The sequence below is a fragment of the Bradyrhizobium sp. UNPF46 genome (genome assembly GCF_006658625.1).
Classification (GTDB): Bacteria; Pseudomonadota; Alphaproteobacteria; order Rhizobiales; family Xanthobacteraceae; genus Bradyrhizobium; species Bradyrhizobium nitroreducens.
Genome location: NZ_LFJB01000066.1, coordinates 102215 through 123393, shown reverse-complemented (window position 1 = coordinate 123393; position 21179 = coordinate 102215). Strand labels below are relative to the sequence as shown.

At 62.8% G+C, this 21179-nt stretch carries 22 protein-coding genes and 1 tRNA gene; 8 read left to right on the top strand and 15 right to left on the bottom strand.

The window, feature by feature from the left end; all coding sequences use genetic code 11:
* Positions 1–79: 79 nt before the first annotated feature.
* The gene (locus UNPF46_RS25275) at positions 80–355 is read right to left on the bottom strand and encodes a hypothetical protein (RefSeq protein ID WP_142251806.1); all 276 of its coding nucleotides are present in this window, start codon (positions 353–355) and stop codon (positions 80–82) included.
* Positions 356–615: 260 nt separating this feature from the next.
* Here UNPF46_RS25275 and UNPF46_RS25270 point away from each other — a divergent pair, with 260 nt between their 5' ends.
* Positions 616–825: a hypothetical protein gene (locus UNPF46_RS25270; protein WP_100179632.1), complete on the top strand. Its 210-nt coding sequence runs from the start codon at positions 616–618 to the stop codon at positions 823–825.
* Between the two features lie 44 nt (positions 826–869).
* Here UNPF46_RS25270 and UNPF46_RS25265 read toward each other — a convergent pair whose 3' ends face one another.
* The 5 genes from UNPF46_RS25265 to UNPF46_RS25245 form a co-directional block, all read right to left on the bottom strand.
* A complete protein-coding gene (locus UNPF46_RS25265; RefSeq protein WP_142251805.1) occupies positions 870–2366 on the bottom strand; it encodes a sugar ABC transporter ATP-binding protein in 1497 nt (498 codons plus the stop codon).
* Positions 2363–3457: a hypothetical protein gene (locus UNPF46_RS25260; protein WP_100179630.1), complete on the bottom strand. Its 1095-nt coding sequence runs from the start codon at positions 3455–3457 to the stop codon at positions 2363–2365. Before UNPF46_RS25260 ends, UNPF46_RS25265 begins: the two co-directional genes overlap by 4 nt.
* Positions 3454–5571, bottom strand: coding sequence for an ABC transporter permease (locus tag UNPF46_RS25255; RefSeq protein WP_100179629.1), 2118 nt, complete (start codon positions 5569–5571; stop codon positions 3454–3456). The genes UNPF46_RS25260 and UNPF46_RS25255 overlap by 4 nt, the downstream gene beginning before the upstream one ends.
* A 76-nt stretch (positions 5572–5647) precedes the next feature.
* Positions 5648–6664 (bottom strand): sugar ABC transporter substrate-binding protein, encoded by a 1017-nt coding sequence (locus UNPF46_RS25250; RefSeq protein WP_100179628.1) that lies wholly within the window; start codon positions 6662–6664, stop codon positions 5648–5650.
* Between the two features lie 24 nt (positions 6665–6688).
* Complete coding sequence (locus UNPF46_RS25245; RefSeq protein ID WP_142251804.1) at positions 6689–7660, bottom strand: ABC transporter permease; 972 nt, start codon at positions 7658–7660, stop codon at positions 6689–6691.
* Between the two features lie 241 nt (positions 7661–7901).
* Here UNPF46_RS25245 and UNPF46_RS25240 point away from each other — a divergent pair, with 241 nt between their 5' ends.
* Positions 7902–8864 (top strand): helix-turn-helix domain-containing protein, encoded by a 963-nt coding sequence (locus UNPF46_RS25240; protein WP_142251803.1) that lies wholly within the window; start codon positions 7902–7904, stop codon positions 8862–8864.
* A gap of 76 nt (positions 8865–8940) precedes the next feature.
* Here the strand turns inward: UNPF46_RS25240 and UNPF46_RS25235 are convergent, their stop codons facing one another.
* Together UNPF46_RS25235 and UNPF46_RS25230 are read right to left on the bottom strand one after the other, a co-directional pair.
* Positions 8941–9309 carry a rhodanese-like domain-containing protein gene (locus tag UNPF46_RS25235; protein WP_100179625.1) on the bottom strand — a complete coding sequence of 123 codons (369 nt, stop codon included), beginning with the start codon at positions 9307–9309 and terminating at the stop codon, positions 8941–8943.
* A 107-nt stretch (positions 9310–9416) separates the two neighbouring features.
* Positions 9417–10535, bottom strand: coding sequence for a hypothetical protein (locus UNPF46_RS25230; RefSeq protein ID WP_142251802.1), 1119 nt, complete (start codon positions 10533–10535; stop codon positions 9417–9419).
* A gap of 214 nt (positions 10536–10749) precedes the next feature.
* Here UNPF46_RS25230 and UNPF46_RS25225 point away from each other — a divergent pair, with 214 nt between their 5' ends.
* On the top strand, positions 10750–11205 hold the full coding sequence (locus tag UNPF46_RS25225; RefSeq protein WP_210248351.1) for a hypothetical protein: 456 nt from the start codon (positions 10750–10752) through the stop codon (positions 11203–11205).
* Between the two features lie 185 nt (positions 11206–11390).
* On the opposite strand, the gene UNPF46_RS25220 is transcribed toward UNPF46_RS25225, so the two are convergent.
* The gene (locus UNPF46_RS25220; RefSeq protein WP_142251801.1) at positions 11391–12509 is read right to left on the bottom strand and encodes a hypothetical protein; all 1119 of its coding nucleotides are present in this window, start codon (positions 12507–12509) and stop codon (positions 11391–11393) included.
* Positions 12510–12937: 428 nt separating this feature from the next.
* Between UNPF46_RS25220 and UNPF46_RS25215 the strand changes: the two genes are divergently transcribed.
* Positions 12938–14350, top strand: coding sequence for an NAD(P)/FAD-dependent oxidoreductase (locus UNPF46_RS25215; RefSeq protein WP_181770098.1), 1413 nt, complete (start codon positions 12938–12940; stop codon positions 14348–14350).
* Between the two features lie 27 nt (positions 14351–14377).
* Here the strand turns inward: UNPF46_RS25215 and UNPF46_RS38565 are convergent, their stop codons facing one another.
* Positions 14378–14506, bottom strand: a complete 129-nt coding sequence (locus UNPF46_RS38565) for a hypothetical protein (protein WP_007600646.1) — start codon at positions 14504–14506, stop codon at positions 14378–14380.
* A gap of 169 nt (positions 14507–14675) precedes the next feature.
* On the opposite strand from UNPF46_RS38565, the gene ku reads away from it, so the two are divergent.
* Both ku and UNPF46_RS25205 read left to right on the top strand, forming a co-directional pair.
* Complete coding sequence (gene ku / locus UNPF46_RS25210; RefSeq protein ID WP_142251799.1) at positions 14676–15614, top strand: non-homologous end joining protein Ku; 939 nt, start codon at positions 14676–14678, stop codon at positions 15612–15614.
* On the top strand, positions 15611–15949 hold the full coding sequence (locus tag UNPF46_RS25205; protein ID WP_142251798.1) for a hypothetical protein: 339 nt from the start codon (positions 15611–15613) through the stop codon (positions 15947–15949). Before ku ends, UNPF46_RS25205 begins: the two co-directional genes overlap by 4 nt.
* A 34-nt stretch (positions 15950–15983) precedes the next feature.
* On the opposite strand, the gene UNPF46_RS25200 is transcribed toward UNPF46_RS25205, so the two are convergent.
* Positions 15984–16253 (bottom strand): hypothetical protein, encoded by a 270-nt coding sequence (locus tag UNPF46_RS25200; RefSeq protein WP_142251797.1) that lies wholly within the window; start codon positions 16251–16253, stop codon positions 15984–15986.
* 243 nt (positions 16254–16496) lie between these two features.
* Between UNPF46_RS25200 and UNPF46_RS25195 the strand changes: the two genes are divergently transcribed.
* Together UNPF46_RS25195 and UNPF46_RS25190 are read left to right on the top strand one after the other, a co-directional pair.
* On the top strand, positions 16497–16817 hold the full coding sequence (locus UNPF46_RS25195) for a type II toxin-antitoxin system RelE/ParE family toxin (protein ID WP_246668732.1): 321 nt from the start codon (positions 16497–16499) through the stop codon (positions 16815–16817).
* A complete protein-coding gene (locus UNPF46_RS25190) occupies positions 16814–17146 on the top strand; it encodes a helix-turn-helix domain-containing protein (RefSeq protein ID WP_246668731.1) in 333 nt (110 codons plus the stop codon). Before UNPF46_RS25195 ends, UNPF46_RS25190 begins: the two co-directional genes overlap by 4 nt.
* A gap of 128 nt (positions 17147–17274) precedes the next feature.
* On the opposite strand, the gene UNPF46_RS25185 is transcribed toward UNPF46_RS25190, so the two are convergent.
* The 4 genes from UNPF46_RS25185 to UNPF46_RS25170 form a co-directional block, all read right to left on the bottom strand.
* The gene (locus tag UNPF46_RS25185) at positions 17275–18282 is read right to left on the bottom strand and encodes a hypothetical protein (protein ID WP_142251795.1); all 1008 of its coding nucleotides are present in this window, start codon (positions 18280–18282) and stop codon (positions 17275–17277) included.
* A 94-nt stretch (positions 18283–18376) separates the two neighbouring features.
* Positions 18377–19564, bottom strand: coding sequence for a hypothetical protein (locus tag UNPF46_RS25180; protein WP_142251794.1), 1188 nt, complete (start codon positions 19562–19564; stop codon positions 18377–18379).
* 185 nt (positions 19565–19749) lie between these two features.
* Positions 19750–19825: transfer RNA gene (locus tag UNPF46_RS25175), tRNA-Ile, on the bottom strand.
* Between the two features lie 350 nt (positions 19826–20175).
* Positions 20176–21150, bottom strand: coding sequence for a Bug family tripartite tricarboxylate transporter substrate binding protein (locus UNPF46_RS25170; protein ID WP_142251793.1), 975 nt, complete (start codon positions 21148–21150; stop codon positions 20176–20178).
* Positions 21151–21179: the final 29 nt, after the last annotated feature.

The following is a 21179-nucleotide window of genomic DNA, read 5'->3' as shown; positions in this document are numbered from 1 at the left end:
AATCAGAACCGAAGCTCTAGATTCTTGTTTTGACGCGTTTTCTTCACGCGAACCGGTGTCCACTTCGCTCGAAAACGCTCTAGCCGGCCGCACCGGTCCGGTCGCATTTGGGGCATCGGCCGTCCGCGGCGCGTGCAAGCTGATGGCCGATCTCGTCCCTGAGCGCGTCGGACTCGTGGGCGGTGCCATCGCTCTTCAGGATGCGCTTGGCGCGTTCGTAGGCATGGCTTTCGGCGGCGTCGTCGCCGACGCGGATGATCACCTCGTCGTGGAAAGGGCAGATCGTGGTTGCACGAGTCGTCTCAAGCGCGTAGCGGACGGCTGCGGTGAGATCGTCCAGATTGGCGGACATCATGGCTGCTCTCCTGATCGAGGCGGTCCAGATGGTGGCCTGTTGCCGGCGACGCGCGGTCGCCGAACCCCGTGTTTCGAAGCGGCACCCGGAGTGCCTAGGAGTCCGGGTTCCGCTTCGTCCGACACCGGACAGCGCGCCCGATCCCAAGCAGATCATAGGCGCGGCAAGGCGATGCGCTTTGACCCATCTCAAACCTGGGAAAGGTCCGTAAGGGATCGTCCGCAATTTCGCCGGCCGGAGTTTTGGAGCATGAAGGAAGCATGCACCGCCAGATCCTTTTCAGGTGCCCGCGCACCGGCATGAACGTCCAGCATCGGATCGATGACGTGCGGTTCGAGAGTTCCGAGCCGGCGGACAGCTATGTGCCGGTGAGATGTCCGGCCTGCATGTCGCTGCACTTCGTCAACATCACCTCCGGCAAGCTGCTGAGCGAGCGAAACGGGCCCGTCGAAAGGGCGCGCTCGGCCTGATCCGTCCACCTCGCCTGGGCCGCGCTGCCCCGAGCGGGGAAGCGTCAGTGGATCGCCGCGTACATGATGGCTTCCTCCGTGGCCTCCAGCGCGGAAAACTCCTCGACCACCTTGCCTTGCCTGCAGACCAGGATGCGGTCCGACAGCGCCATGATCTCGGGCAGATAGGAGGAGATCACGACCACCGCCTTGCCCTTGTCGGCCAGCGAATTGATCAGCTCGTGAATCTCGACGATGGCGCCGACATCGACGCCCCGCGTCGGCTCGTCGAAGATGATCAGCTCCGGATCCTGGATCAGCGATTTGGCGATCACGACCTTCTGCTGGTTGCCGCCGGACAATTCGACGACCTTGGCCTCGTCGCCGATGGCGCGCACCTTGAGGCGCTCGATCCAGGACTTTCCGGTCGCTGTGCTTTCGCGCCGCGACAGCCAGGCACGTCCCCTCGGAAACTTGGCGAGCAGGCCGAGATAGATGTTGCGCGCTATGGACGCGGTCTCGAAGAACCCTTCGACCTTGCGATCCTCGGTCACGTAGGCGATGCCGGCCTGCACGGCCGGCGCGGGGACGCGGTAACGGACCGGCTTGTCGTCGAGGATCACCTCGCCGCCGTGGAAGAAGTCGCGCTTCATGACGCCTGCGACGATCTTGAACGTCTCGGTGCGGCCCGCGCCGACGAGACCGAAGACGCCCGTGATCTGGCCCGCAAATACCGACAGCGAATTGTTCTTCACCATCGGCGCCATCTTCAGGTTCTGCACCGTCAGCACCCGCTTGCCCGAGGGGCGGACCGTCGCCTTGCGCGCGCCGTAGAGCGTGTTGGAGAGATCCCGCCCCACCATCGCCTGGATGATGCGCGCCCGGTCGAACCGGGCGGCGTCGTCGGTCACGACATGCTTGCCGTCGCGCAGCACCGTGATGCGGTCGGCGAGCAGCAGCGCTTCTTCGAGGGCATGGGAGATGAAGATGATGGAGACACCGCGCCTCTTCAGGTCCTTGACCAGGTCGAAGAAGTATTTCTTCTCCTCCGGCGTCAGCGTCGCGGTCGGCTCGTCGAAGATGATCACCTTCGCCTTGTGCAGCACGGCACGTGCGATCTCGACCATCTGCTTCTTGGCCGCGCCGAGGCCGCCGACCGTCGCGGTCGGCGTCACGTCGAAATTGAGCGATTGCAGGAATTGCTGGGCCGCGATGTAGATGCCGCGCAGGCGGTTGTAGAATTTCTCCTGTCCGAGGAACAGGTTCTGCGCCACCGTCATGGTCGGCACCAGGCTGTTCTCCTGGAACACCATGGCGATGCCGAGGTTGCGCGCCTCCAGCGGGGTCTTCGGGGTAACCTCGACGCCGTCGACGCTCATGCCCCCCGAGGTCAGCGTCACGACGCCGGCCATGACCTTGGTCAGCGTGGACTTCCCCGCGCCGTTCTCGCCGACGAGGGCGTGGATTTCGCCGCGCCTGAGGTCGAAATCGACGCCGTCGATGGCGGGTACGCCGGCGTAGAGCTTGGTCGCCTTCGACAGCGACAGGACGAGGTCGTTCATGCGCTGGCCTCCTCGCCGAAGGAGGCCAGCGGCAGCTTGATGACGCGCCCGGGCCCCTTTGCGATCACGACGAGGTCGCCTCCGAATTCGACCGCGGCCACGATGCCGTGGTTGACGCCGTCGGCCCGGCTATGCAGCGAATAGCGCGGCAGGCCGTCGGCTCCAAGCCGGATGACGAGACCATACGACCGCGGCGGCGCCCAGGGCTTCATCACGCCCATGGTCTTGATGTGCGCGCCCTGCAACGGCTCCTTGAAGGAATGGCCGGACCGCAGGCGCGGCGCGACCCAGAACTCCGGGTCGATCTCCGCGATCATGCGGCGGCGATAGGCCGGCTCGCGCAGCACGAACTCGACGAGCTGGGTGCGCGCCGTGAAGGCGGTGAGCCAGAAGCCGCCGCCGCGCGCCGGCGACAGCCGGGACGGGTAGACCGGCAGGTGCCGCAGCACATCCTTGCAAGCTCCGTCCGGTGCGATCGAAACCAGGCGATGCCGCCAGCTTTCGCTGACGAGCACGCTGCCGTCGCCCGCGATCGCGCCGAACGCGTAGCCCAAGCCGCCGGCAAGCTGCGTGATGGCGCCTGATTTCGGATCGAGCCGCAGCACTCGGCCGGTCTTGCCGAGCTCCATCAGATCGCGCGCCCAGTCGCCGACATCGTGCAACGACGATCCATCGGTTGCGATCAACGTGCCGTCGCTCGCGGGAGCCAGCGCATTGACGGCGTGCAGCCCTTGCGAAAATGTGGCCGCCGGCGCTTCGGCCGTGGCGTTGTCATAGAGCCGGACTTCCGTGCCGCCAAGCGCGACAGCCAGCCCTCCACCAGGCAAGGAGGCCAGCGCTGAGATCGGCCGCTCGAACGCGCGAACCGTCGTTGCCGAATGTCCGCTCAGCCGTGTCAGCCGCACGCCGTCGGCAAGGAGCAGCGACGTGCCGTCCGTCGTGAGATCCTCCGGCGCCTCGCATTCGAGCAGGATGTCCGCCTGCTCGAGCGCCTGGTTGGGCTTCAACGCTCCGTCGAACGACGGGACGGTGATGGCCGCCTCGCCACGGCCGAGGAAGCGGTTGGCGAATTCGCTGATGGCGGCGATCATGACGACTTCCCCCAGCGCTTGTCGTACTGCACGAAGTCGGGATCGGCATTGTCGAGCTTGAAGCGGCCGATCCGGTTGTTGGCGATGCCGCCGAGATAGAGATAGCCGCGATGCTCGCGCATCGAGGTGATCATGGGATGATTGAGGCCCTTGAGGTCCCAGAACGACTCCAGGATCTTGCCCTGCTCGTTGAACTTGACGACGCAGCCGGTGTTGATGTTCGGGAACAGCCATTCGTCGACCGGCACGCGCTTGGCCATGCGCCGGCGGAAGCCGGGCATCTTCCAGGCGAGATCGAGCGAGGGGCTGCGCATGCCGACCAGCGCCAGCCAGTAATTGCCGTCCGAGGCGAGGTTGATGTTGTCGGGGTAGCCCGGCAGATTGTCCATGACGATCTCGACGTCGCCCTTTTTCGAGCCGGCGAACCAGTAGCGCTTGATCGAGCAGCCGAAGGTTTCCGCGAACAGGATCGATTGCCCGTCGCTCGCGACCGCGACCCCGTTCGGGAATTTGAGGCCGCGCAGCGCGGTGTGGGTCGCGCCCGTCTTGGTGTCGTAGCAGATGATGCGGCCGTTGCCGCGCGCTTCCAGTCCGTCGACCGGCCATTCGTCCATCTCGTAGCGAACGGTGGCCTCGGAGAAGAAGATCAGCCCGTCGTCGGTGATGTCGAGGTCGTCGGCGAGCCGCAGGCGGCTGTCGTCGTTCACGGAGTAGAGGCTGCGGTTGGTCTCGTCGGTGGCCTTCTCCACGGTGCCGTCGGGCTTGATACGATAGAGGCCCATGCCGCCGATGCAGACATAGAGATTGTCCTGCTTGTCGAACGCCATGCCGAGCGGCTGGCCGCCGATATGGGCGAACACCTCCATCCGCTCGTAGTCCGGCGGAAAGAAGCGGATGATGTCGCCGTGCCGCGATCCTGCATAGAGCACGTCGTTGCGATCGAGGATGACGTCCTCCGGCGCCTCGATCCGGCCGAGGCCGATCAGCGAGACCTCGCGCAGCCTGTCGTTCTGCTCGAACGGGCCGCCCTTGCCGATCTCGGTTGGCGGCGGCGGCGGCAGCGCATGGTAGGTCGGGGCGACATAGACCTTGCTGATGATGCGGGTGCGGTTCTTCTGCCAGCGGATGTCGACCATCGCGGCGACCAGCAGGATCGACGCCAGCGCCATGCGGTTGACGCCGCCGCGCGCGTTCATGGCGGTCAGGCCGTTGGTGACGAGCAGGACGATGAGCACGCCGACCATGGACTTGACGACCGAGCCCTTGCCGCCGCCGAGCGTGATGCCGCCGAGCACGGTTGCCGTCAGCACGATCACCTCCAGGCCGACGCCGATGTCGCCGCCGACCGTGCCGAGCCGTGCCGCGAAGAACAGCGCGCCGATGCTGGTCAGGACGCCGCTCGCGACATAGCAGAGCGCGATGGTGCGGCGGACGGGAATGCCGGAATTGTAGGCCGAGCGCCGCGAGCCGCCGATGGCGGTGATGTGCCAGCCGGGCCGCAGCCGCGTCAGGAAGACGTGACCGAAGATCGCGATCACGATGTAGACCAGTGCGACGCTGGGGATACCGAGCACGGTTCCCCCGCCGATGAAGTCCCATGACGGGATATCGGGAAAGGCCGACGCGATGGCGTTGGAATAGCGCTGGATCAACAGATCATAGGCCGAGCGGTAGATGATCAGGGTGATCAGCGTGGTGATGAAGGCGCGCAGCCTGAGATACCCGATCAGCACGCCATTCACGGCGCCGAGCAGCCCGCCGACGATCATGGTGACGACCACCACGGCGGGGACCGGCCAATTGAGCACGTCGAGCAGATAGAGCGCGCAGAAATCCGTCAGTGCGAAGATCGATCCGACCGACAGGTCGATGCCGCCGACGATGACGACCAGCGCCATGCCGAGGCCGATGAAGCCGATCTCGCCGGCCTGCCGCGCGGTGTCGGCGAGGCTCGCCGGGGAGAGGAAGTGCTCGAGCGAGCGGCTGAGCGCGAAGCCGACGATCAGGAGCAGGATCACCGGAATGGCGGTTTCGGTCCATCGTTTGGACAGGATCTCACCGAGGAGATGGTCCGGCCAGTAGCGATATCGGAGCCTCGTCAGTGTCTCGCGCATCTGCCTTCCGCTGATTTATGTGCAAGGTTGCGCGTTCCACACCCGAAGGCGCGGAACGCGCAGCTTTCTTGTGCGATCACTTCTTGAGATCGGAGAGATTCCAGCACGCTGTCTGGGTGTCGGCGTTTTCCTTGGTGATCGGGATCAGCGTCGTATATTCCGAGCCTTTGACCGAGCCCGGCTTGGCGCCCGACGACAGCAGCCACTTGATGGTGCCGGCCATTTGCGCGGCCTGCGTCGGCACGTCGTAGCTCATGTTGAGATCGAACGAACCGTTCTTCACGAGCTCGCATGCGCCCTTGCGCTCGCCGCCGCCCGATGTCGCCAGGAACACCTTGCCGGTCAGGCCGGCTTCCTTGATCGCGGCGGCGGTGCCGATGTCCATGCCGTCCCAGAAACCGACGATGCCGCAGAGATCCGGATTCTGCTTCAACACGGTCTGGGTGATCGCCTTGGCCTTGGCCGCATCCCAATCGGCGGCCTGGCTGGAGACCACCTTGATCTCCGGGTGCTTGGCGAGGATGTTCTCGACGCCCTTGAGCGTGTAGGCGCTGGCGGCCGCGGAGAGCGCGCCCTGGATGATGGCGATCTTGTTCGACTTGCCCTGGCAGGCCTTCACCACGCCCTCGGTCTGGCGCTCGCCGATCTCGATCCAGTTGGCGCCGACGAAGGCCGAGCTGCGATAGGCCGAGCCCATGTTGATCTGGATGACGTAGATGCCTTCGTTCTCGGCGCGCTGCAGCAGCTTTGCGTAGGTCTGGACGTCGGGATTGTGGATCACCATCACTGCCGGCTTCTCCGAGATCAGCGAGGTGACGGCTTGCGCGCCCGCATTCGTATTCCAGTTGGGATCGCGAATGACGAACTTGACGCCGAAGGGCTCGAGCTCCTTCTTGAGCCCCGCATACCAGCCTTCGGTGAGGTCGAAATTCATCGCGACCGGCACATAGGCGACGGTCTTGCCGGCAAGTGCTTCCCGGAAGGTCTTCTGGAACGGCTCGTCGAGCCCTTGCTGGGCGAGGGCTGGGACGGTGCCGGCCGAAAGCGCCAGTGCGGCGAGACTTCCAAGCGCGAGCTTGTGCATGCAGGTCATTGTCTTCCTCCTTGTTGGGGCAGATCAGATGTCGCCCTGTTGGGCCGTTTCTTCGTTGCGTGGATTGAGGAACGTGTCGGTGATGACGGCGATCAGGAGCACGAGGCCCTTGATGAGGTTCTGGCCGGCATAGGGGATGTTCAGGATCGTCATGCCGTTCAGCATCGTCCCGATCAGCAGCGTGCCGATGATGACGTTGACGACACCGCCGCGTCCGCCCGACAGGCCGATGCCGCCGAGCACGACGACGAGGATGACGTCGTAGATCAGCGTGGAGTTGAAGATGCGGGTCGGCATGGAGTTGACGGACGCCGCCATGACGAGGCCGGCAAAGCAGCCGATCAGCGCGGCGACGACATATTGCAGCACGATGATGGGTCGTGAGGGGATGCCGGTCACGCGCGCCGCGAACGGGTTGTCGCCGATCGCGTAGATGTAGGCGCCCCAGCGCGTCTTGCGCAGCAGGACGAAGACCACGACGCAGGCGATCGCGAACATGACGATCGAGGTGGGGATGCCGAGAATGCTGCCCTGGCCGAGCCGCTCGAAGCCGGTCATGCCGTCGCTCCATTGCACGACGTCGAGCTGGAACAGGGCGGCCTGGCCGAGACCGGCGACGAACAGGCCGGTCGCCAGCGTCGCGAACAAGGGCGGCACTTCCGCATAGGCGATCAGCCAGCCGTTGACGAGGCCGATCGCGATCGCCAGCAGGCCGGCCGCCAGCAGCGAAGCGGGCAGCGAATGGCCGTTCTGCACCATCTGCAGCACGAGGCCGCCGGGGACCGCGAGGGCGGCGATCAGCGACAGGTCGATGCCGCGGCCGATCACGACGATCGCCATGGCGAGGCCCAGGATGCCGAGCACTGCCACGTTCTGCAGCAATGTCAGCATGTTGTCGGCGGAGAGAAAGCCGTTCAGGAAGATCGAGAAGCTCAGGAAGAGTGCGGCGAAGACCGCAAACACGATCTCCTGTTGGCTGATCCGAACGCGCTTCATCGCTTGCCATCCCCGGATCGGCATCGCGCGTACGGGATCGCCGTCCCGGCGCGCGCTTGCCTCCCCCCGTCCCAAGTTTGTTTTGCGCTTGATAGGCGAGAGACCTCGATGTGGCTTGCGTCAACGCGCAAACCTTTTGCGCTGGCGCGCAAAGAGTCTTGCGCCAAGCTGACAGGAACCTAAGATCGACCGGCAGGCTTTTGTGCGCTGCACAGACAAACCTCGCTGCAACGGGCCGCCGATGGATCTGGTGTTCACGACCGAGGAGCTGGACCCGGCCAAGCGCTTTGCCGCCTGGCAGGATGCGATCTGCGACCACTACGTTCATGTCGACGTCAACGCGGTGAAGCCGGCCGACTATCAGGGCTTTATCCGTGAGGCGCAATTTGGCCCTGTCACGATGAGCGACGTCTTCCTGTCGGAGCAGCGCATCTCGCGGCGCGAGCGGCACATCGCCAAGCTCGACAAGGATTGTTACTACGTCCAGTTTCTGCAACAGGGCAGCATGGACGTGCTCCAGGCCGGCCAGACCCTGGTGACCAGCCCGGGCATCGGCGCGATCTTTTCGGCTTCCGACGCTTACGATCTCGAATGCTCGAACCAATTCCGGTCGTTGTATCTGGAAATTCCGCGCAAGGAATTTTCGTCGCGTTTTGCCGAAGGCAAGATGCCGCTCGCAGCGACGATCGCGACCGGCCGGGGCCTCGGGCGGATCGCCGCCGAATTCTGCGCGCTGCTGGCCTCGGAGGCCTCGAGCCTGGACGAGACGGCGCGAGGCCGGCTCGGTCACGAGCTGATGGATGTTCTGGCGCTTGCGCTCGACATGGGCGACAAGGACGAATTCTCGGAGGATGCCACCGCACGGAACGCGCGGCTGCGCTCCGTCAAGGCCTGGATCGAGGAGCACCTCACCGACCCGGATTTGTCGCTGGAGAAGATCGCCCGGAGCAACGGCGTCTCGCTCCGGCATCTGCATTATCTGTTCCGGTCGACCGAGATGTCGGTGTCGGAATGGATCCTGAACCGCCGCCTGCAGCGCTGCTACGACGCGCTGATGCGCCCGGAGCTGCGTGCGCTCTCGGTGACCGAGATCGCCTATCGGCTGGGCTTCAGCAGCTCATCGCATTTCAGCACGGTATTCCGCAGGAAGTTCGGCCACAGCCCGTCCGAGCTGCGCCGGCGGCAGACGACGTCGATCGAGTAGGGCGCGGGGATCGCGCGCCGAGCCGCCGGTGATGGCGCTCGGCTGCGACGAGCCCCTGCAGACCGGCCCGCGCGTCCTATTTCTCGACGGCGCCCGTCCAGTCCTTGAAGCCGCCGAGATTGTAGACCTTGTCGTAGCCCAGATCCTTCAGCAGCTTGCCGGCCAGCGCCGACCGTCCACCGGACGCGCAGTAGAGAATGACGCTCTTGCTCTTGTCGAACGCCTTGTCGTGGGACGGCAATTCCGGATCCGCGCGAAACTCCAGCATGCCCCGCGAGACGTTGAGAGCACCCGCGATCTTGCCGCTGGCCGCAACCTCCGGCGCATCGCGCACGTCGACGACCAGTGTGTTGCCGTTTTTGATCAGCTCGGCGGCCTGTTCCGACGTGATCTTCGGGACGGCCGCGTTGGCGGCTTCGAGCATTTGCTTGACGCTGGTGGGCATGGGGTCTCTCCGTGACTGCTTCCGGCGGAGGATAGCATATCGGAAGTGCCCGGCGTCATCCTATCGGAGGAAGCGTCGCATGCGAAATGATTGATCGTGCCGCGCCCTCAGGGCTTCAGCCGGGACATGCAGAGCTTCTTGTCCTGCTCCTTGCGCTGGAAGCCGTAGTTGATGCAGGCCCGGTCCTCGTCCGGCGTATGCTTGGCGATCTCCAGATAGATGCGGGACGGCTTGCCCTCGCCGTAATAGAGGTCTCCCGAGACGTTGACCGCCCCGTCGCCGACGAACTGGTGCCGATAGAACTCGCCGTCCTCCTTCACTGACCCGAAGCAGCCGCGAACGATATTGAGCAGCCGGTCCGTGCGCTGCTCGAGCTCGCGGCGGTTGGTCTTGTCGTATCGCCAGTCGCAGGCGAAGGTCGGCACGATACGGAGCGTGATGTCCTTGTCGGTGCCGACCTTGATGGCGCACTCGGCTCGGGAGGCGAGAAAGTCCTGCGAGACCGTGATCGGGGTGGCGTATTCGTCGATCGCCGCGACGTCGCTGATCTTGACGCCCTTGCTGCCGAGCGTGCCCGGTTCGATGAACCACTTCTCCTTCTTTTCCTTCGTGATGGCGGCGAACAGGTTCGGCGCGTGGCCGGTCACGGTGCGAATCTGATCGCAGAACGGGGCGTTCTTCTGGCTGGCATCGACGGTCTTGACGGCCGGGGTGGACTTCTCCTCCTTGGCGAGCTTGTCGGCCTGGATCTCCTTCAGCTGCTTGACCATCTGGGCCAGATATTCGAGATCGGCCTTCGCACAGGCCTTGGCCTTGCGCTCCTGGCCCTCCTTCAGCCAGCCGGCATACATCTTGTCGACCGGGCCCTTCTGACAGCCGGCCTCGATCAGCTTGGTCTGCTCGGTGTAGTAGGACTGCTGGTCCTTCAGATTGTTGTCCGCGTCGATGCAGTTGAGCGCGTCGTCGCGCTGCTTGGTGAGGCGGTTGTACTCGTCGCGATCGATCTCCTTCCTGTCGTACTTCTCCCTGATCGGCGCCATGGTCGCGTATTTCAGGTCCTCGATGGCGGCGCGCTCGCGGGCGTTGAGATTGAGGGCGGCCTTCTGCTCGGCGTCCAGCCGGTTTTCGACGCTGAAGTCCGGCGGGCAACGCTTGGCGTCGCGTGCCGCGGCCGGGGCGAGGTTGGCGGCGACGGCGAGAAAGATGCAGACGGCCCGGATGCGCATGCAAATGTCCTTCGGTGGGGCAATGCGGTCAGAATAGCGGGGCGGTTTGGGGAGGCAAGGTGGGGTGATGCGCAAAGTGGACTGCCGCGATGGTTCGTTCGCTCTCGAGCCACCCCGGGGGTGATCAATCTCGTTTCACAGCCGACGAGACGCTTGCGGGGCCTGCGAGGCGGCGCGCAATATATCACGCTGAAGCGAGCGTTGAATGACCCCTATGGGTCATGTCGGTCCGGCCGCCGTCAATGATACGACGCAACCCGCCCTGTCGAGCGCTCAATTTGCCCGCAATCCGCGGCAGGAGATGACGATGACTTGCTCCATATCGACCGGTCGGCCCTGCAAGCACTGTCGTCCGCCCGCAGAGATCGAGCCGCTCGGTTTCCAGGCCGACTTTACCGCGGCCGAGCATGAACTGATCCTGCGCGGCTTCCAGCCGGAGGAGATGGAGCAGAAGTGGTCCGTCTGCTGCGACGGCGACTGGGTGTATTTCTGCCGGAGCTGGACCAGGTTCATGATATTTGCGCTTCGTCTGGAACGAACGGCATCGGGTGCGCGCGTTGCCGATTCCCTGGTCAGCAGGGATGCCAACCAGTATCGCTCGACGGACCTCGATCACGACCGCCGACTCGTCCGCGAGCTCATCGACGGATGGTTGCTTTCTCCCGATTGATGCCGCTTGCAGGCCTGAATCCTTATCGGGCTGAACCCCACACAAATTTTCAACTAAGGCATACGGATCAAGAAATCGCAGATGACGGAGCGATGCTTGTGCTCGCGCGGGATTGCGGTGACAGTGCTGGACTGCCACTGTCATTCCACCGCGCTTCGTCCGATGCGTTCAATGGTTCGCCGCCTTCAGGGCTTGAGCCGGGACATGCAGAGCTTCTTGTCCTGCTCCTTCCGCTGGAAGCCGTAATTGATGCAAGCTCGGTCTTCGGCTGGCGTGTGCTTGGTGATCTTCAGATAGATGCGGGACGGCTTGCCTTCGCCATAATGGAGATCGCCCGAGACGGCGACCGCATCGTCGCCGACGAACTGGTGCCGGTAGAACTCGCCGTCCTCCTTGATCGAACCGAAGCAGCCGCGAACGAGATTGAGCAGCCGGTCGGTGCGCTCCTCGAGCTCGCGGCGGTTGGTCTTGTCGTATCGCCAGTCGCAGGCGTAGGTCGGAACGATGCGGATCGTGATGTTCTTCTCGGTGCCGACTTCGATGGAGCATTCCGGTCGAACCGCGAGAAAGTCCTGCGAGACGACAATCGGGGTGGCGTATTCGTCGATTTCCGCGATGTCGCTGATCTTGACGCCCTTGCTGCCGAGCGTGCCAGGTTCGATGAACCACTTCTCCTTCTTCTCTTTGGTGATGGCAGCGAACAAATTGGGCGCGTGGCCCGTCACGGTGCGAATCTGATCGCAGAACGGGGCGTTCTTCTGGCTGGCATCGACGGTCTTGACGGCCGGGGTGGACTTCTCCTCCCTGGCGAGCTTGTCGGCCTGGATCTCCTTCAGCCGCTTGACGGCCTGGGCCAGATATTCGAGATCGGCCTTCGCGCAGGCCTTGGCCTTGCGCTCCTCGCCCTCCTTCAGCCAGGTGGCGTACAATTTGTCGGCCGAGCCCGTGTCGCAGCCGGCCCCGATCAGCTTGATCTTCTCGTTGTAGTAGGCCTGCTGCTCCTTCAGATTGTTGTCGGCATCGATGCAGCCGAGCGCGTCGCTGCGCTGCTTGGTGAGGCGGTTGTACTCGTCGCGATCGAGCTCGTGCCGGTCGGATTTCTCCCTGATCGGCGCCATGGTGACGGACCTCAAATCCGCGATGGCCGCCCGCTCTCGCGCGTTGAGATTGAGGGCGGCCTCCCTTTCGGCCTCCAGGCGATGTTCGACGCTGAAATCCGCCGGGCATCGCTTGGCGTCGCGCGCCGCGGCCGGGGCGAGGTGTGCGGCAAGGGCGAGAAAGAGGCAGAGGGCGTGGACGCGCATGCAAATGTCCTTCGGTGAGGCAATGCTGCCAGAATAGCGGTGCGGTTCGGACAGGCAAGACGGCGGGCGACCGCCATCCTTCAGGACCGCGCCTTGGGCGGGCTCCTCACGATGAGGACGGAGTGCGCGGTAGCGGTTTCAACGGGCTCCGACGCCGACCAGCCTCATCCTGAGGAAGCGCGCGAGCGCCGTCTCGAAGCACGAGGCGCGCGCGGGCGGTCCCCGGCAGTCGTATCCGACAGCCTTGCCTGCCGGAGACACGGCTTGAGGAAACTCCGCTGATTGCACAACCGGTACTTGCGCAATTGCCGTAAAACCATCAGTATGCCTGTCGGCCCATGGTCGATCTGGAGTTGAACGATGTCGCGCATCACGGCGTCATCGTCGCAAGATCGGCCCGACACATCCGCGCTCACCCTGGAAACCTCATGACCCGCATCGACGCAGTCGACTGCAACGCGAGCATTGCCGTCATCGGCGCAGGCCCGGCGGGCCTGTCGACCGCATGGTTCCTGTCCAGGCACGGCTTTCACAACGTCACGGTGCTCGAGAAGCTCGGCCAGATCGGCGGGCTCTGCAAGAGCCTCACCGTCGACGGCATGAGCTATGACCTCGGCGCCAACTACGTCACGTGGGCCTACCAGGAGACGCTGAAGATCGCAGGAGAGGTCGGCGCGACCACCTATGCCGAGAAGCCCTATACCTCGATCGACATCGCGCCGGACGGGAGCAGCTTCAAGTATCGATCGCTCATGGAGGCCGTGCTCTACGACCCCTACACCAAGTCCACCATCTCGTGGTGGACGTTCCTCTGGGCGGCGATTCGATACCTCTATGTCCGCTGGCAGCTGCGCGGCATCATCGACGCGCCTGATTACCTCGACAATATCCACGAGCACCGAGAGCTCTGCGTCGACTTCAAGGCCTGGCTCGCGAAACAGGATCTGATGCCGCTCGCAACCCTGTTCCAGTTTCCGATCACGATCATGGGCTACGGCCAGCTCGACGACATCGCGGCGCCCTATGCGCTGCGCTACATGTCCATTCGCACGTTCTTTCCGATGGTGTTCGGTCACGGCCCGGTCAACTGGATCATCGGGACCTGGCCGCGACGCTTCACCGACGGGTTTCAGCGGCTGTGGGAGCGGGTGTCCTGGCGGGTCAACGTCCGCCTCAACGTCAACATCACCAGCATCGAGCGCTCGGCGGCCGGTGTCCGGATCGAGATGGAGTATCCCGAGCAGGACCTGAACGAGATCAAGATCGTCAAGGACACCAAGCTCTATGACTATCTGGTGCTCGCCTGTCCGTTGACGAAGGATGTGTTCACGCGACTCGGCCTTGCTCCCAATGTCGCCGAGCAGAAGCTGAACCGCGAGATCCAGATCAACCCGTACTGCATGACGACGTTCTGGATCGACATGAAGATGGAGGCGCCCGTCGCGCCGGTCCTGCCGCTCACCGAGCAGGGCACGCCGTGGGCGGTGGCGCGGCAGTTTCAGGATAGCGGCAACATGTTCACGCAGTTCTACACGCGGCCCACCGACAATCAGACCACCGACCAGGTCATCGCGGAGGTCAAGCGCCTGACAAGACTCCTCGGCGGCACGATCGACACCAGCCAGCCGCGCTGGCACACGTTCGACGAGTTCACCTATTTCCAGCACTTCACGCCGGAGCAGATCAAGACCGGCATCTATGCCGACCTCGCCCGCATGCAGGGCGGCGACCGGACGTTCTACGTCGGCGGCGCGACCGACTTCGAGCTGGTGGAGCCGATCGTCGTCCATTCGAAATATATCGTCGAGAAACATTTCGCCGGCGGGGTCCGCGCGACGTAGCGCGGCGGCAAGGTCATCCCCTCATCATCACCGCACGCCCGTGCCTTTGCAGCGCTGGCACTTCACCACCTTGTCGCCTTTCTTGAGCAGGCCCTTGCCTTCGCAATTCTTGCACTTCTGCTTTTTCTTGATGTTGGGGCCTTTTTCACTGGTCATGACATTCTCCTGCCGCCCAACGGCGGCCTCGTGCGGGTGCTCGGCGAAAGGGCGGAGCGATGCGACGTGGGTCCTACACTTACGCTGCCTTTTCTCCACAAGCCATGTCGGAACCCGGGCCGGCCGTTCGTCTTGACTCAAAGTCGCCTCGAACCGGAGTTCCGCGTAAATGGCCCCTCGCGCCAACTGGAAAGGCTTCCTGAGACTGTCCCTCGTCACCTGCCCGGTGGCGCTCTATCCGGCCACATCCGAGAACGAGAAGATCTCGTTCAACCAGCTCAACCGGCAGACCGGCCACCGCGTCAAATATCTGAAGGTGGACGCGGAAACCGGCGACGAGGTGCCGACTGAGGACATCGTCAAGGGCTATGAGCTCGAGAAGGGCCAATACATCGAGGTCTCCAAAGAGGAGCTCGAGGAGATCGCGCTGGAGTCCACGCGCACCATCGAGATCGACGAGTTCGTTGCGAGGTCGGACATCGACCCCCGCTATCTGATCCGCCCCTATTACATCCGGCCCGACGGCAAGGTCGGCCACGACGCCTTCGCGGTGATCCGCGAGACCATCCGCGAGATGGACAAGGTCGCGATCGGGCGCGTGGTGCTGACCAACCGCGAGCACATCATTGCGCTGGAGCCGATGGACAAGGGCCTCGTCGGCACCCTGTTGCGCTACCCCTACGAGGTGCGCAGCGAGCAGGACTATTTCGACGACATCCAGGACGTCAAGGTCACCAAGGACATGCTCGATCTCGCCCGGCACATCGTCAACCAGAAGGCCGGACGCTTCACACCCGAAAAGTTCGAGGACCATTACGAGACCGCGCTGATCGACCTGATCAACGAGAAGCGCGCCGGCAAGGTGATCCGGCCGAAGGACCGGCCGAAGGGCGAGAACGTCGTCGACCTCATGGAGGCGCTGCGCCGGAGTGTCGGCAAGGCAGCCGGAAAGGAGCCCGCGCCCGCGAAGGCGGACAAGCCGGCCAGGAAGCCGAAGAAGGCCGCGGCCGGCCAGAAGGAAATGCTGATGCCGATCGCGGGCAAGAAGGCGGCCAAGGAGACGTCCGCGAAGAAGCAGGCCTCAGGGGCGCGGCGCAAATCGGCATGAAACATCCGGTGACGCCGGACGGACGATACTTCGTCGTCCGCGGACGCCTGTGGCGGATGGCCAATCCGCATTTGGGCGAGCGGGAAACGTCGGAGCTGGTCAAGCGCCTGATGACGGCGCGGCGAGCCGTCCGCGACGCCAAGGCGGCGGCCGATTCCGAATCCGAAGCGGCGGCCCATCGCGCTGTCGACGACGCGAAGCGCGCCCTCGGCGAGCGCGGCCCGGTCTGGTGGCCGGACGGCGCTCCCGATCTCAACCGGCACATGGCGAAAAACACGCCTTACGCCGAATGGTATGCCGAGGTGCAGCGGCGGAGAGAGGCCGCCGCGGACTAGCCATCGAACGGAAGCCGGCGGCTCGGATATCGCGTCAGCGATCTCCGTCCGGGCATTCCGGACAAATGTCTCCGATGGAATCGAGGACGTCGCGGATCTCCGCGATCGCCTCGTCGGGAGAAACACCGGCCGGCGGAGCCTCGCGGGCGAGATCGATGGCGCGTGCGCGGGCGTGAGGGTCGGCCCGGTCCTTGGCCCAGCCATGCTCCTCGCATTCGTGGATGGCGCCGGCCTCTTGCAGCACGTTGAGAGCCCATCCGCGCAGCGTGCGGATCGCCGGCCGTCTATCCCTGGTCATCAGCATCGAGATCGCTCCTTGTCGGGGACGAATCCGCGCCGCCTCCAAATCGTTCCGCGCATTAGCACGGAGCAGGGATTCCGGGTGCGCAGGGTGTGGTGCTGTCCACCTGTTCCGCGGAGATCTGTGCAAGACCTGGGTTTGCGGGGGGGGCTTCACCACGCCCTATTGAAGGGGTGGACATTATATGGTACATGTTCCTCGTAAAGGACGGCAATGGCAGGTAGCGGCCCTCGCAAGGTACCCGTCGTGTTTTACCGCACGCAGGGCGGGGCCGAGGTCGTGCGGGACTGGTTGCGAAGTCTGGACGAAGCCGATCGCCGGGCCGTAGGTCTCGACCTCATGCGTGTTCAATACCGGTGGCCGGTGGGCATGCCGCTTTGCCGCGCACTGGGCGACGGCTTATGGGAGGTGCGCACGTCGTTGCCGAGCAACCGGATCTCCCGCGTCCTGTTCAGCGTGCAGCAGGGCCGCATTCTGGTCCTCCACGGGTTCATCAAGAAGACCCAGAAGACCTCGCCGGACGACTTGGCCCTTGCGCGCCGCAGAAGCCGTGAGTTCGAGAGATGAAGGAGGCCGACATGGCCGGCAAGAAGACCGTGACGAAGAAGAAAGCCGTTCGCTCCACTGCCAAGCTCACCACGCTCGATGACTTCCTCGGCGAAGAAGGCAAGCGCGACGAGTTCGAAGCCATCGCCGTCAAGGAAGTCCTCGCCTGGCAGATCGAGCAGGCGATGAAGGAGAACAACATATCCCGCAACAATCTGGCCCAGCGCATGAAGACCTCGCGCAGCCAGATCGGCCGCCTGCTCGATCCCAAGGACGGCAACGTCACCCTGGCCACGCTGCAGCGCGCGGCGCGGATGGTGGGGCGGTCGCTGAGGCTGGAGCTGGTTTGAGGGGCGAGTGGAACGCGTTGGAATGTCACCGCGGCCATTGCTCGCGAGCGCTACGAGAGCGGCTTGGCTGGCGCGGGAATTTGATGCACCGACACTGTAATTCGAGCCATATTGATGGATATGGCCAATCACGCTCCGAAGAATGAACATGGCATTCCGGGGTTGAGGAACCCAAGTGGATCTTCCGGGCCAAGAACATATTCCGGCCACTCGTTAGCAATGCGTTGGGCTTTCCCTCGCTGGCAATGTGAGCGTGTAACCCCGTTTCGGGCGACATCCAGACAACGCTGCACTACTGGGATAACCTGCTGGCTCCCTAGCACCGCGGGGATTGTCAGCCGAATGTGGTTGTCCAGACCGCTCAGGCAAACGTGTGCGCAGTGACGGTGAATTGCGCGAGTATTTTTGAGAAAGCCTTCGTAGTCAAAACATCGCCGGTCACGTGCATGGAAGCGTACATCATAAAAGTACCCCGGCTTACCATCCACCGGACTTTCCCGCTGAACCCAGCCACGCCTCGATACTTCGATTGATACAGCAACGACGAGCTCAGGATCGGCGATGCCAATTCGTGCCCAATGTTTGTCACTTACCTCCGTCCAGGGAAAAGGGTCGAGATCAAGAAAATGAGCGATCACCGGATCATCTGCCGGTGGCAGCGGGGTGTCTTCATCGTTATAGCTTGTACAGAAATGCCAAAAGCCCTTGTCGAGATCGCGCAGAAACTGGATGACGCGCTGTAGGTCGTCCTCGTGGCCCACTCGAAAATGAGCTACACGGTGCCGGATTTGGGATATTTCCTCCAGCTTCGCTTGCCAGATATTTTGCGGTGGAAGGTAAGGCGAAAATAGTGACCAGCTATCATCAATGGCCTTCTTCAAGGTCGAGAGTGGTGCATAGCTGAGCGCGTCCATCTCTGGCGTCGGCATGTGAATCAGGCGTTTGTCCGATTGAAACGAATTCCCGAGTTTGGGTATGTCCGCGTTCCAGTCATCTCCTCGCAGAGCGCGCAATTCGACGTAGACCATCCTGCGTAGCCATGTCTCGAGCTGCCATAGCCGAGCATAGGTGGAAAGCGAGCGCTTTGGTACGCCCGGGACATCGTCACCTGCACCGCTATCTTCGCTGTCGGTCATGGCTTGCGGGGTGCTCTGCTCCTTCGTGCGAGCGTCGCGCTAAGATACATACTCGCTGCTTGCATGTCAGCAACTTACGTTTGGCGCCATGTGATCACCATTTGACATCAAGCTGATCATCGTAGCGTGTTCCGGGAAAACCGCTCCAAACGTAATGATCGGGAAATAGCCGTGTAGGGCGACGTAAATCGACGCGAAACCCGGGATAGGCATCGCTGATCACTTGCTCGAAAAAGCGCTTGCTGCGAGGGACAAGACAATCAGTTATCGCTAGTAGGAAGCCGTGCAGTTGCTCGTATTCTGCTAAGAGAGTGGTCGGATCGGCTTGTGATTCCATATAGTCAAACAGCAGCTCGACACTATTGCCAGATTGTACAAACAGTGGCCGCCGCTCCTCAAAGTAGACTATCTCGATGGGTTCTCGGACGGGATCAACATTGCCGTGCAATGCAAAATTCCGACGATTGATGATCGTCATGAACTCGGCATAACCGGGAACGCCCTTATCGACTGTCCTGGCGAATCCATCGCAGTTTACGCTAAGCAATTCCAAGCGCTCTGGAATAGTGGTTCTCAGAAAAGCGTTGTATGCGCGTTCGTCGTTACGAATGGCGCTCCGGCAGAATGTGAGAATGAGCATGTTGATGTAGGCTTCCGCCATGACTGGCATCAATAACCGTAGCTTCAGGCAGTCGCCAAAAAGCTTTTCGATCCGCCGAGATTGCTCATCAAATGACTTCCGAGATGCGTCTAGGCTTTCCTTTGAATTGTCTGGATAGATCGTCTCAACAGGAGCCGGACAGTCTACGATGTCCGCATGCAGGTCAGCGCAAAGGTTCGCGATCGCGGCGTATTTATTCTGAAAAAGGATGTATTTCTCTAAGCTCTTTAGGATTGCAGACTTTTCTTTGGCGACCCGCCGGAAATCCGATTTAATTGCGTTGATAAGCTCTTTCCATGCCTCATCCGATAATTTCTCAGAGACAAGTAAGTGAACCTCCCGAAGGTGTCCGCAAATGTATACGTCTTCGTTGCCGGCCTTGAGCTGGAAATCCCAGTGAATAATATTGTCGCTATCGTCTTTGCGCAGCAAGTTCTGAAAGCCGTTCGGCTTCCCAAAACGGGCTCTCAGATAAGCGTAAACATCGACCGGCTTTAACTTCGCGCGGACGGCTAGTATTTCTCTCGTACGTTTGTCGGACGATTTGCTCGCTTCCAGGAATTCGGCCACCTCAGCCGGAGTGCTGGCACGCCAAGTTTCTACATTTGTACAAGCAGGCACGTGCTTTAATCCCTGATCAAGGTGGCAGTGCACAGAATTTATTGAGCTGAAGCGGAGAACCCTCGAGAGTACATTCGTCGAGTCCGGTCCGTCTTCGCCTTCATTTCGTTCAAGCTACGCCGGACACCACGCTTCGCCCTCGCTCTGCGCTTGGCTGCGCCACGCATAGCCCGAAGGGCGAAGCGTGGTGGGCCCGGCAGGACTCGAACCTGCAACCAGACCGTTATGAGCGGCCGGCTCTAACCATTGAGCTACAGGCCCCGCCGCGAGGCAGCTCGCGGGAACGCGGCCGGCAACGGTGCGCGGTTCGTTTACAGGGATGGCGGCGGGGGTGCAATGCTGGCGCGGGCGGACGGGAACGCCAGTACGGCAGCACCCGTCATTTCGAATAACCGAAATCTCCGATGATGCCTGTATACCCCTGTTTTGCCCGACGAAGCAAACCGCCTCGGGAAGCAGCGGACATGCGGAGGCCGGGTTTTCAGCCTCCCGTAACCCATTGAAATCACTAGCCCCGTCTACTGTGCATGGGGTTGTTTTGCGACTTTTTGGTATGGAGGGAGCCCTCCCGAGCCCCCTCTCAGACTTGCCGCGGGGCGCCATCCGCTCAGCTACTCCACCGACACCCCGGCGAACTCGACCACCTTGCGCCACTTCTCGGTCTCGTCCGCGACCAGCTTGCCGAACTCGGCCGGCGTCATCGGCTTGGGGAGGCCGCCGACTTCGGTGAGGCGGGCGACCACCTTCGGGTCCTTCAGCACTTCGCCGACGGCCTTGTTGAGGGTCTCGACCACCTCGCTCGGCGTGCCCTTCGGCGCGGAGATGCCGTAGAAGCCGACCGATTCGAAGCCCGGCACGGTCTCGGCGATCGCGGGCACGTCAGGCACGCTCGGCCAGCGCTGCGGCGAGGTCACGCCCAGCGCGCGGACGTTGCCGCCTTTCACCTGCTCCAGCGCGGAGGGCAGATTGTCGAAGATCAGCTGCACCTTGTTGGAGATGATGTCGGGGAAGGCGATCGCGGAGCCACGATAGGGCACGTGGATCATGTCGCACTTGGTCATCGCCTTGAACAGCTCGGCCGACATGTGCACCGAGGTGCCGTTGCCGGAGGAGGCATAGGAGATCTTGCCGGGATTGGCCTTGCAATAGTCGATGAACTCCTGAACCGTCTTGGCCGGGAACGCGTTGGAGACCACCAGCATGTTGGTGAGCTGCATGATGCTCGCCACCGGCACGGTGTCGCGGATGAAGTCGAACGGCAGCTTCTTGTAGAGCGAGGTCGAGATCGCGTTGTTGGGCGCGACGAACAGCAGCGTGTAGCCGTCGGGCGGCGAGTTGATCGCCGCCGCGGCGGCGATGTTGCCGCCGGAGCCGGCCTTGTTCTCGACGATGAATTGCTGGCCGAGCCGGTCCGACAGCGCCTGCGCCATGATCCGGGCCACGATGTCGACCGGGCCGCCGGCGGCGAAGCCGATGAACCAGTGCACCGGGCGGTCGGGATAGGCGGCGGAGGCCGGAGGGGTGACGCTGAAAAGACCTGAGAGAACCGCGAGCCCGAAAACACCCCGACGCAAAATTCGCAACATGACGCCTCCCATTGTTCTATTGTCGTTGG

Bases quoted from the DNA above. Each gene is read 5' to 3' on its own strand.
- UNPF46_RS25275 (WP_142251806.1), bottom strand. From the start codon at position 355: ATGATGTCCGCCAATCTGGACGATCTCACCGCAGCCGTCCGCTACGCG.
- UNPF46_RS25270 (WP_100179632.1), top strand. From the start codon at position 616: ATGCACCGCCAGATCCTTTTCAGGTGCCCGCGCACCGGCATGAACGTC.
- UNPF46_RS25265 (WP_142251805.1), bottom strand. From the start codon at position 2,366: ATGAACGACCTCGTCCTGTCGCTGTCGAAGGCGACCAAGCTCTACGCC.
- UNPF46_RS25260 (WP_100179630.1), bottom strand. From the start codon at position 3,457: ATGATCGCCGCCATCAGCGAATTCGCCAACCGCTTCCTCGGCCGTGGC.
- UNPF46_RS25255 (WP_100179629.1), bottom strand. From the start codon at position 5,571: ATGCGCGAGACACTGACGAGGCTCCGATATCGCTACTGGCCGGACCAT.
- UNPF46_RS25250 (WP_100179628.1), bottom strand. From the start codon at position 6,664: ATGACCTGCATGCACAAGCTCGCGCTTGGAAGTCTCGCCGCACTGGCG.
- UNPF46_RS25245 (WP_142251804.1), bottom strand. From the start codon at position 7,660: ATGAAGCGCGTTCGGATCAGCCAACAGGAGATCGTGTTTGCGGTCTTC.
- UNPF46_RS25240 (WP_142251803.1), top strand. From the start codon at position 7,902: ATGGATCTGGTGTTCACGACCGAGGAGCTGGACCCGGCCAAGCGCTTT.
- UNPF46_RS25235 (WP_100179625.1), bottom strand. From the start codon at position 9,309: ATGCCCACCAGCGTCAAGCAAATGCTCGAAGCCGCCAACGCGGCCGTC.
- UNPF46_RS25230 (WP_142251802.1), bottom strand. From the start codon at position 10,535: ATGCGCATCCGGGCCGTCTGCATCTTTCTCGCCGTCGCCGCCAACCTC.
- UNPF46_RS25225 (WP_210248351.1), top strand. From the start codon at position 10,750: ATGGGTCATGTCGGTCCGGCCGCCGTCAATGATACGACGCAACCCGCC.
- UNPF46_RS25220 (WP_142251801.1), bottom strand. From the start codon at position 12,509: ATGCGCGTCCACGCCCTCTGCCTCTTTCTCGCCCTTGCCGCACACCTC.
- UNPF46_RS25215 (WP_181770098.1), top strand. From the start codon at position 12,938: ATGACCCGCATCGACGCAGTCGACTGCAACGCGAGCATTGCCGTCATC.
- UNPF46_RS38565 (WP_007600646.1), bottom strand. From the start codon at position 14,506: ATGACCAGTGAAAAAGGCCCCAACATCAAGAAAAAGCAGAAGTGCAAG.
- ku (WP_142251799.1), top strand. From the start codon at position 14,676: ATGGCCCCTCGCGCCAACTGGAAAGGCTTCCTGAGACTGTCCCTCGTC.
- UNPF46_RS25205 (WP_142251798.1), top strand. From the start codon at position 15,611: ATGAAACATCCGGTGACGCCGGACGGACGATACTTCGTCGTCCGCGGA.
- UNPF46_RS25200 (WP_142251797.1), bottom strand. From the start codon at position 16,253: ATGCTGATGACCAGGGATAGACGGCCGGCGATCCGCACGCTGCGCGGA.
- UNPF46_RS25190 (WP_246668731.1), top strand. From the start codon at position 16,814: ATGAAGGAGGCCGACATGGCCGGCAAGAAGACCGTGACGAAGAAGAAA.
- UNPF46_RS25185 (WP_142251795.1), bottom strand. From the start codon at position 18,282: ATGACCGACAGCGAAGATAGCGGTGCAGGTGACGATGTCCCGGGCGTA.
- UNPF46_RS25170 (WP_142251793.1), bottom strand. From the start codon at position 21,150: ATGTTGCGAATTTTGCGTCGGGGTGTTTTCGGGCTCGCGGTTCTCTCA.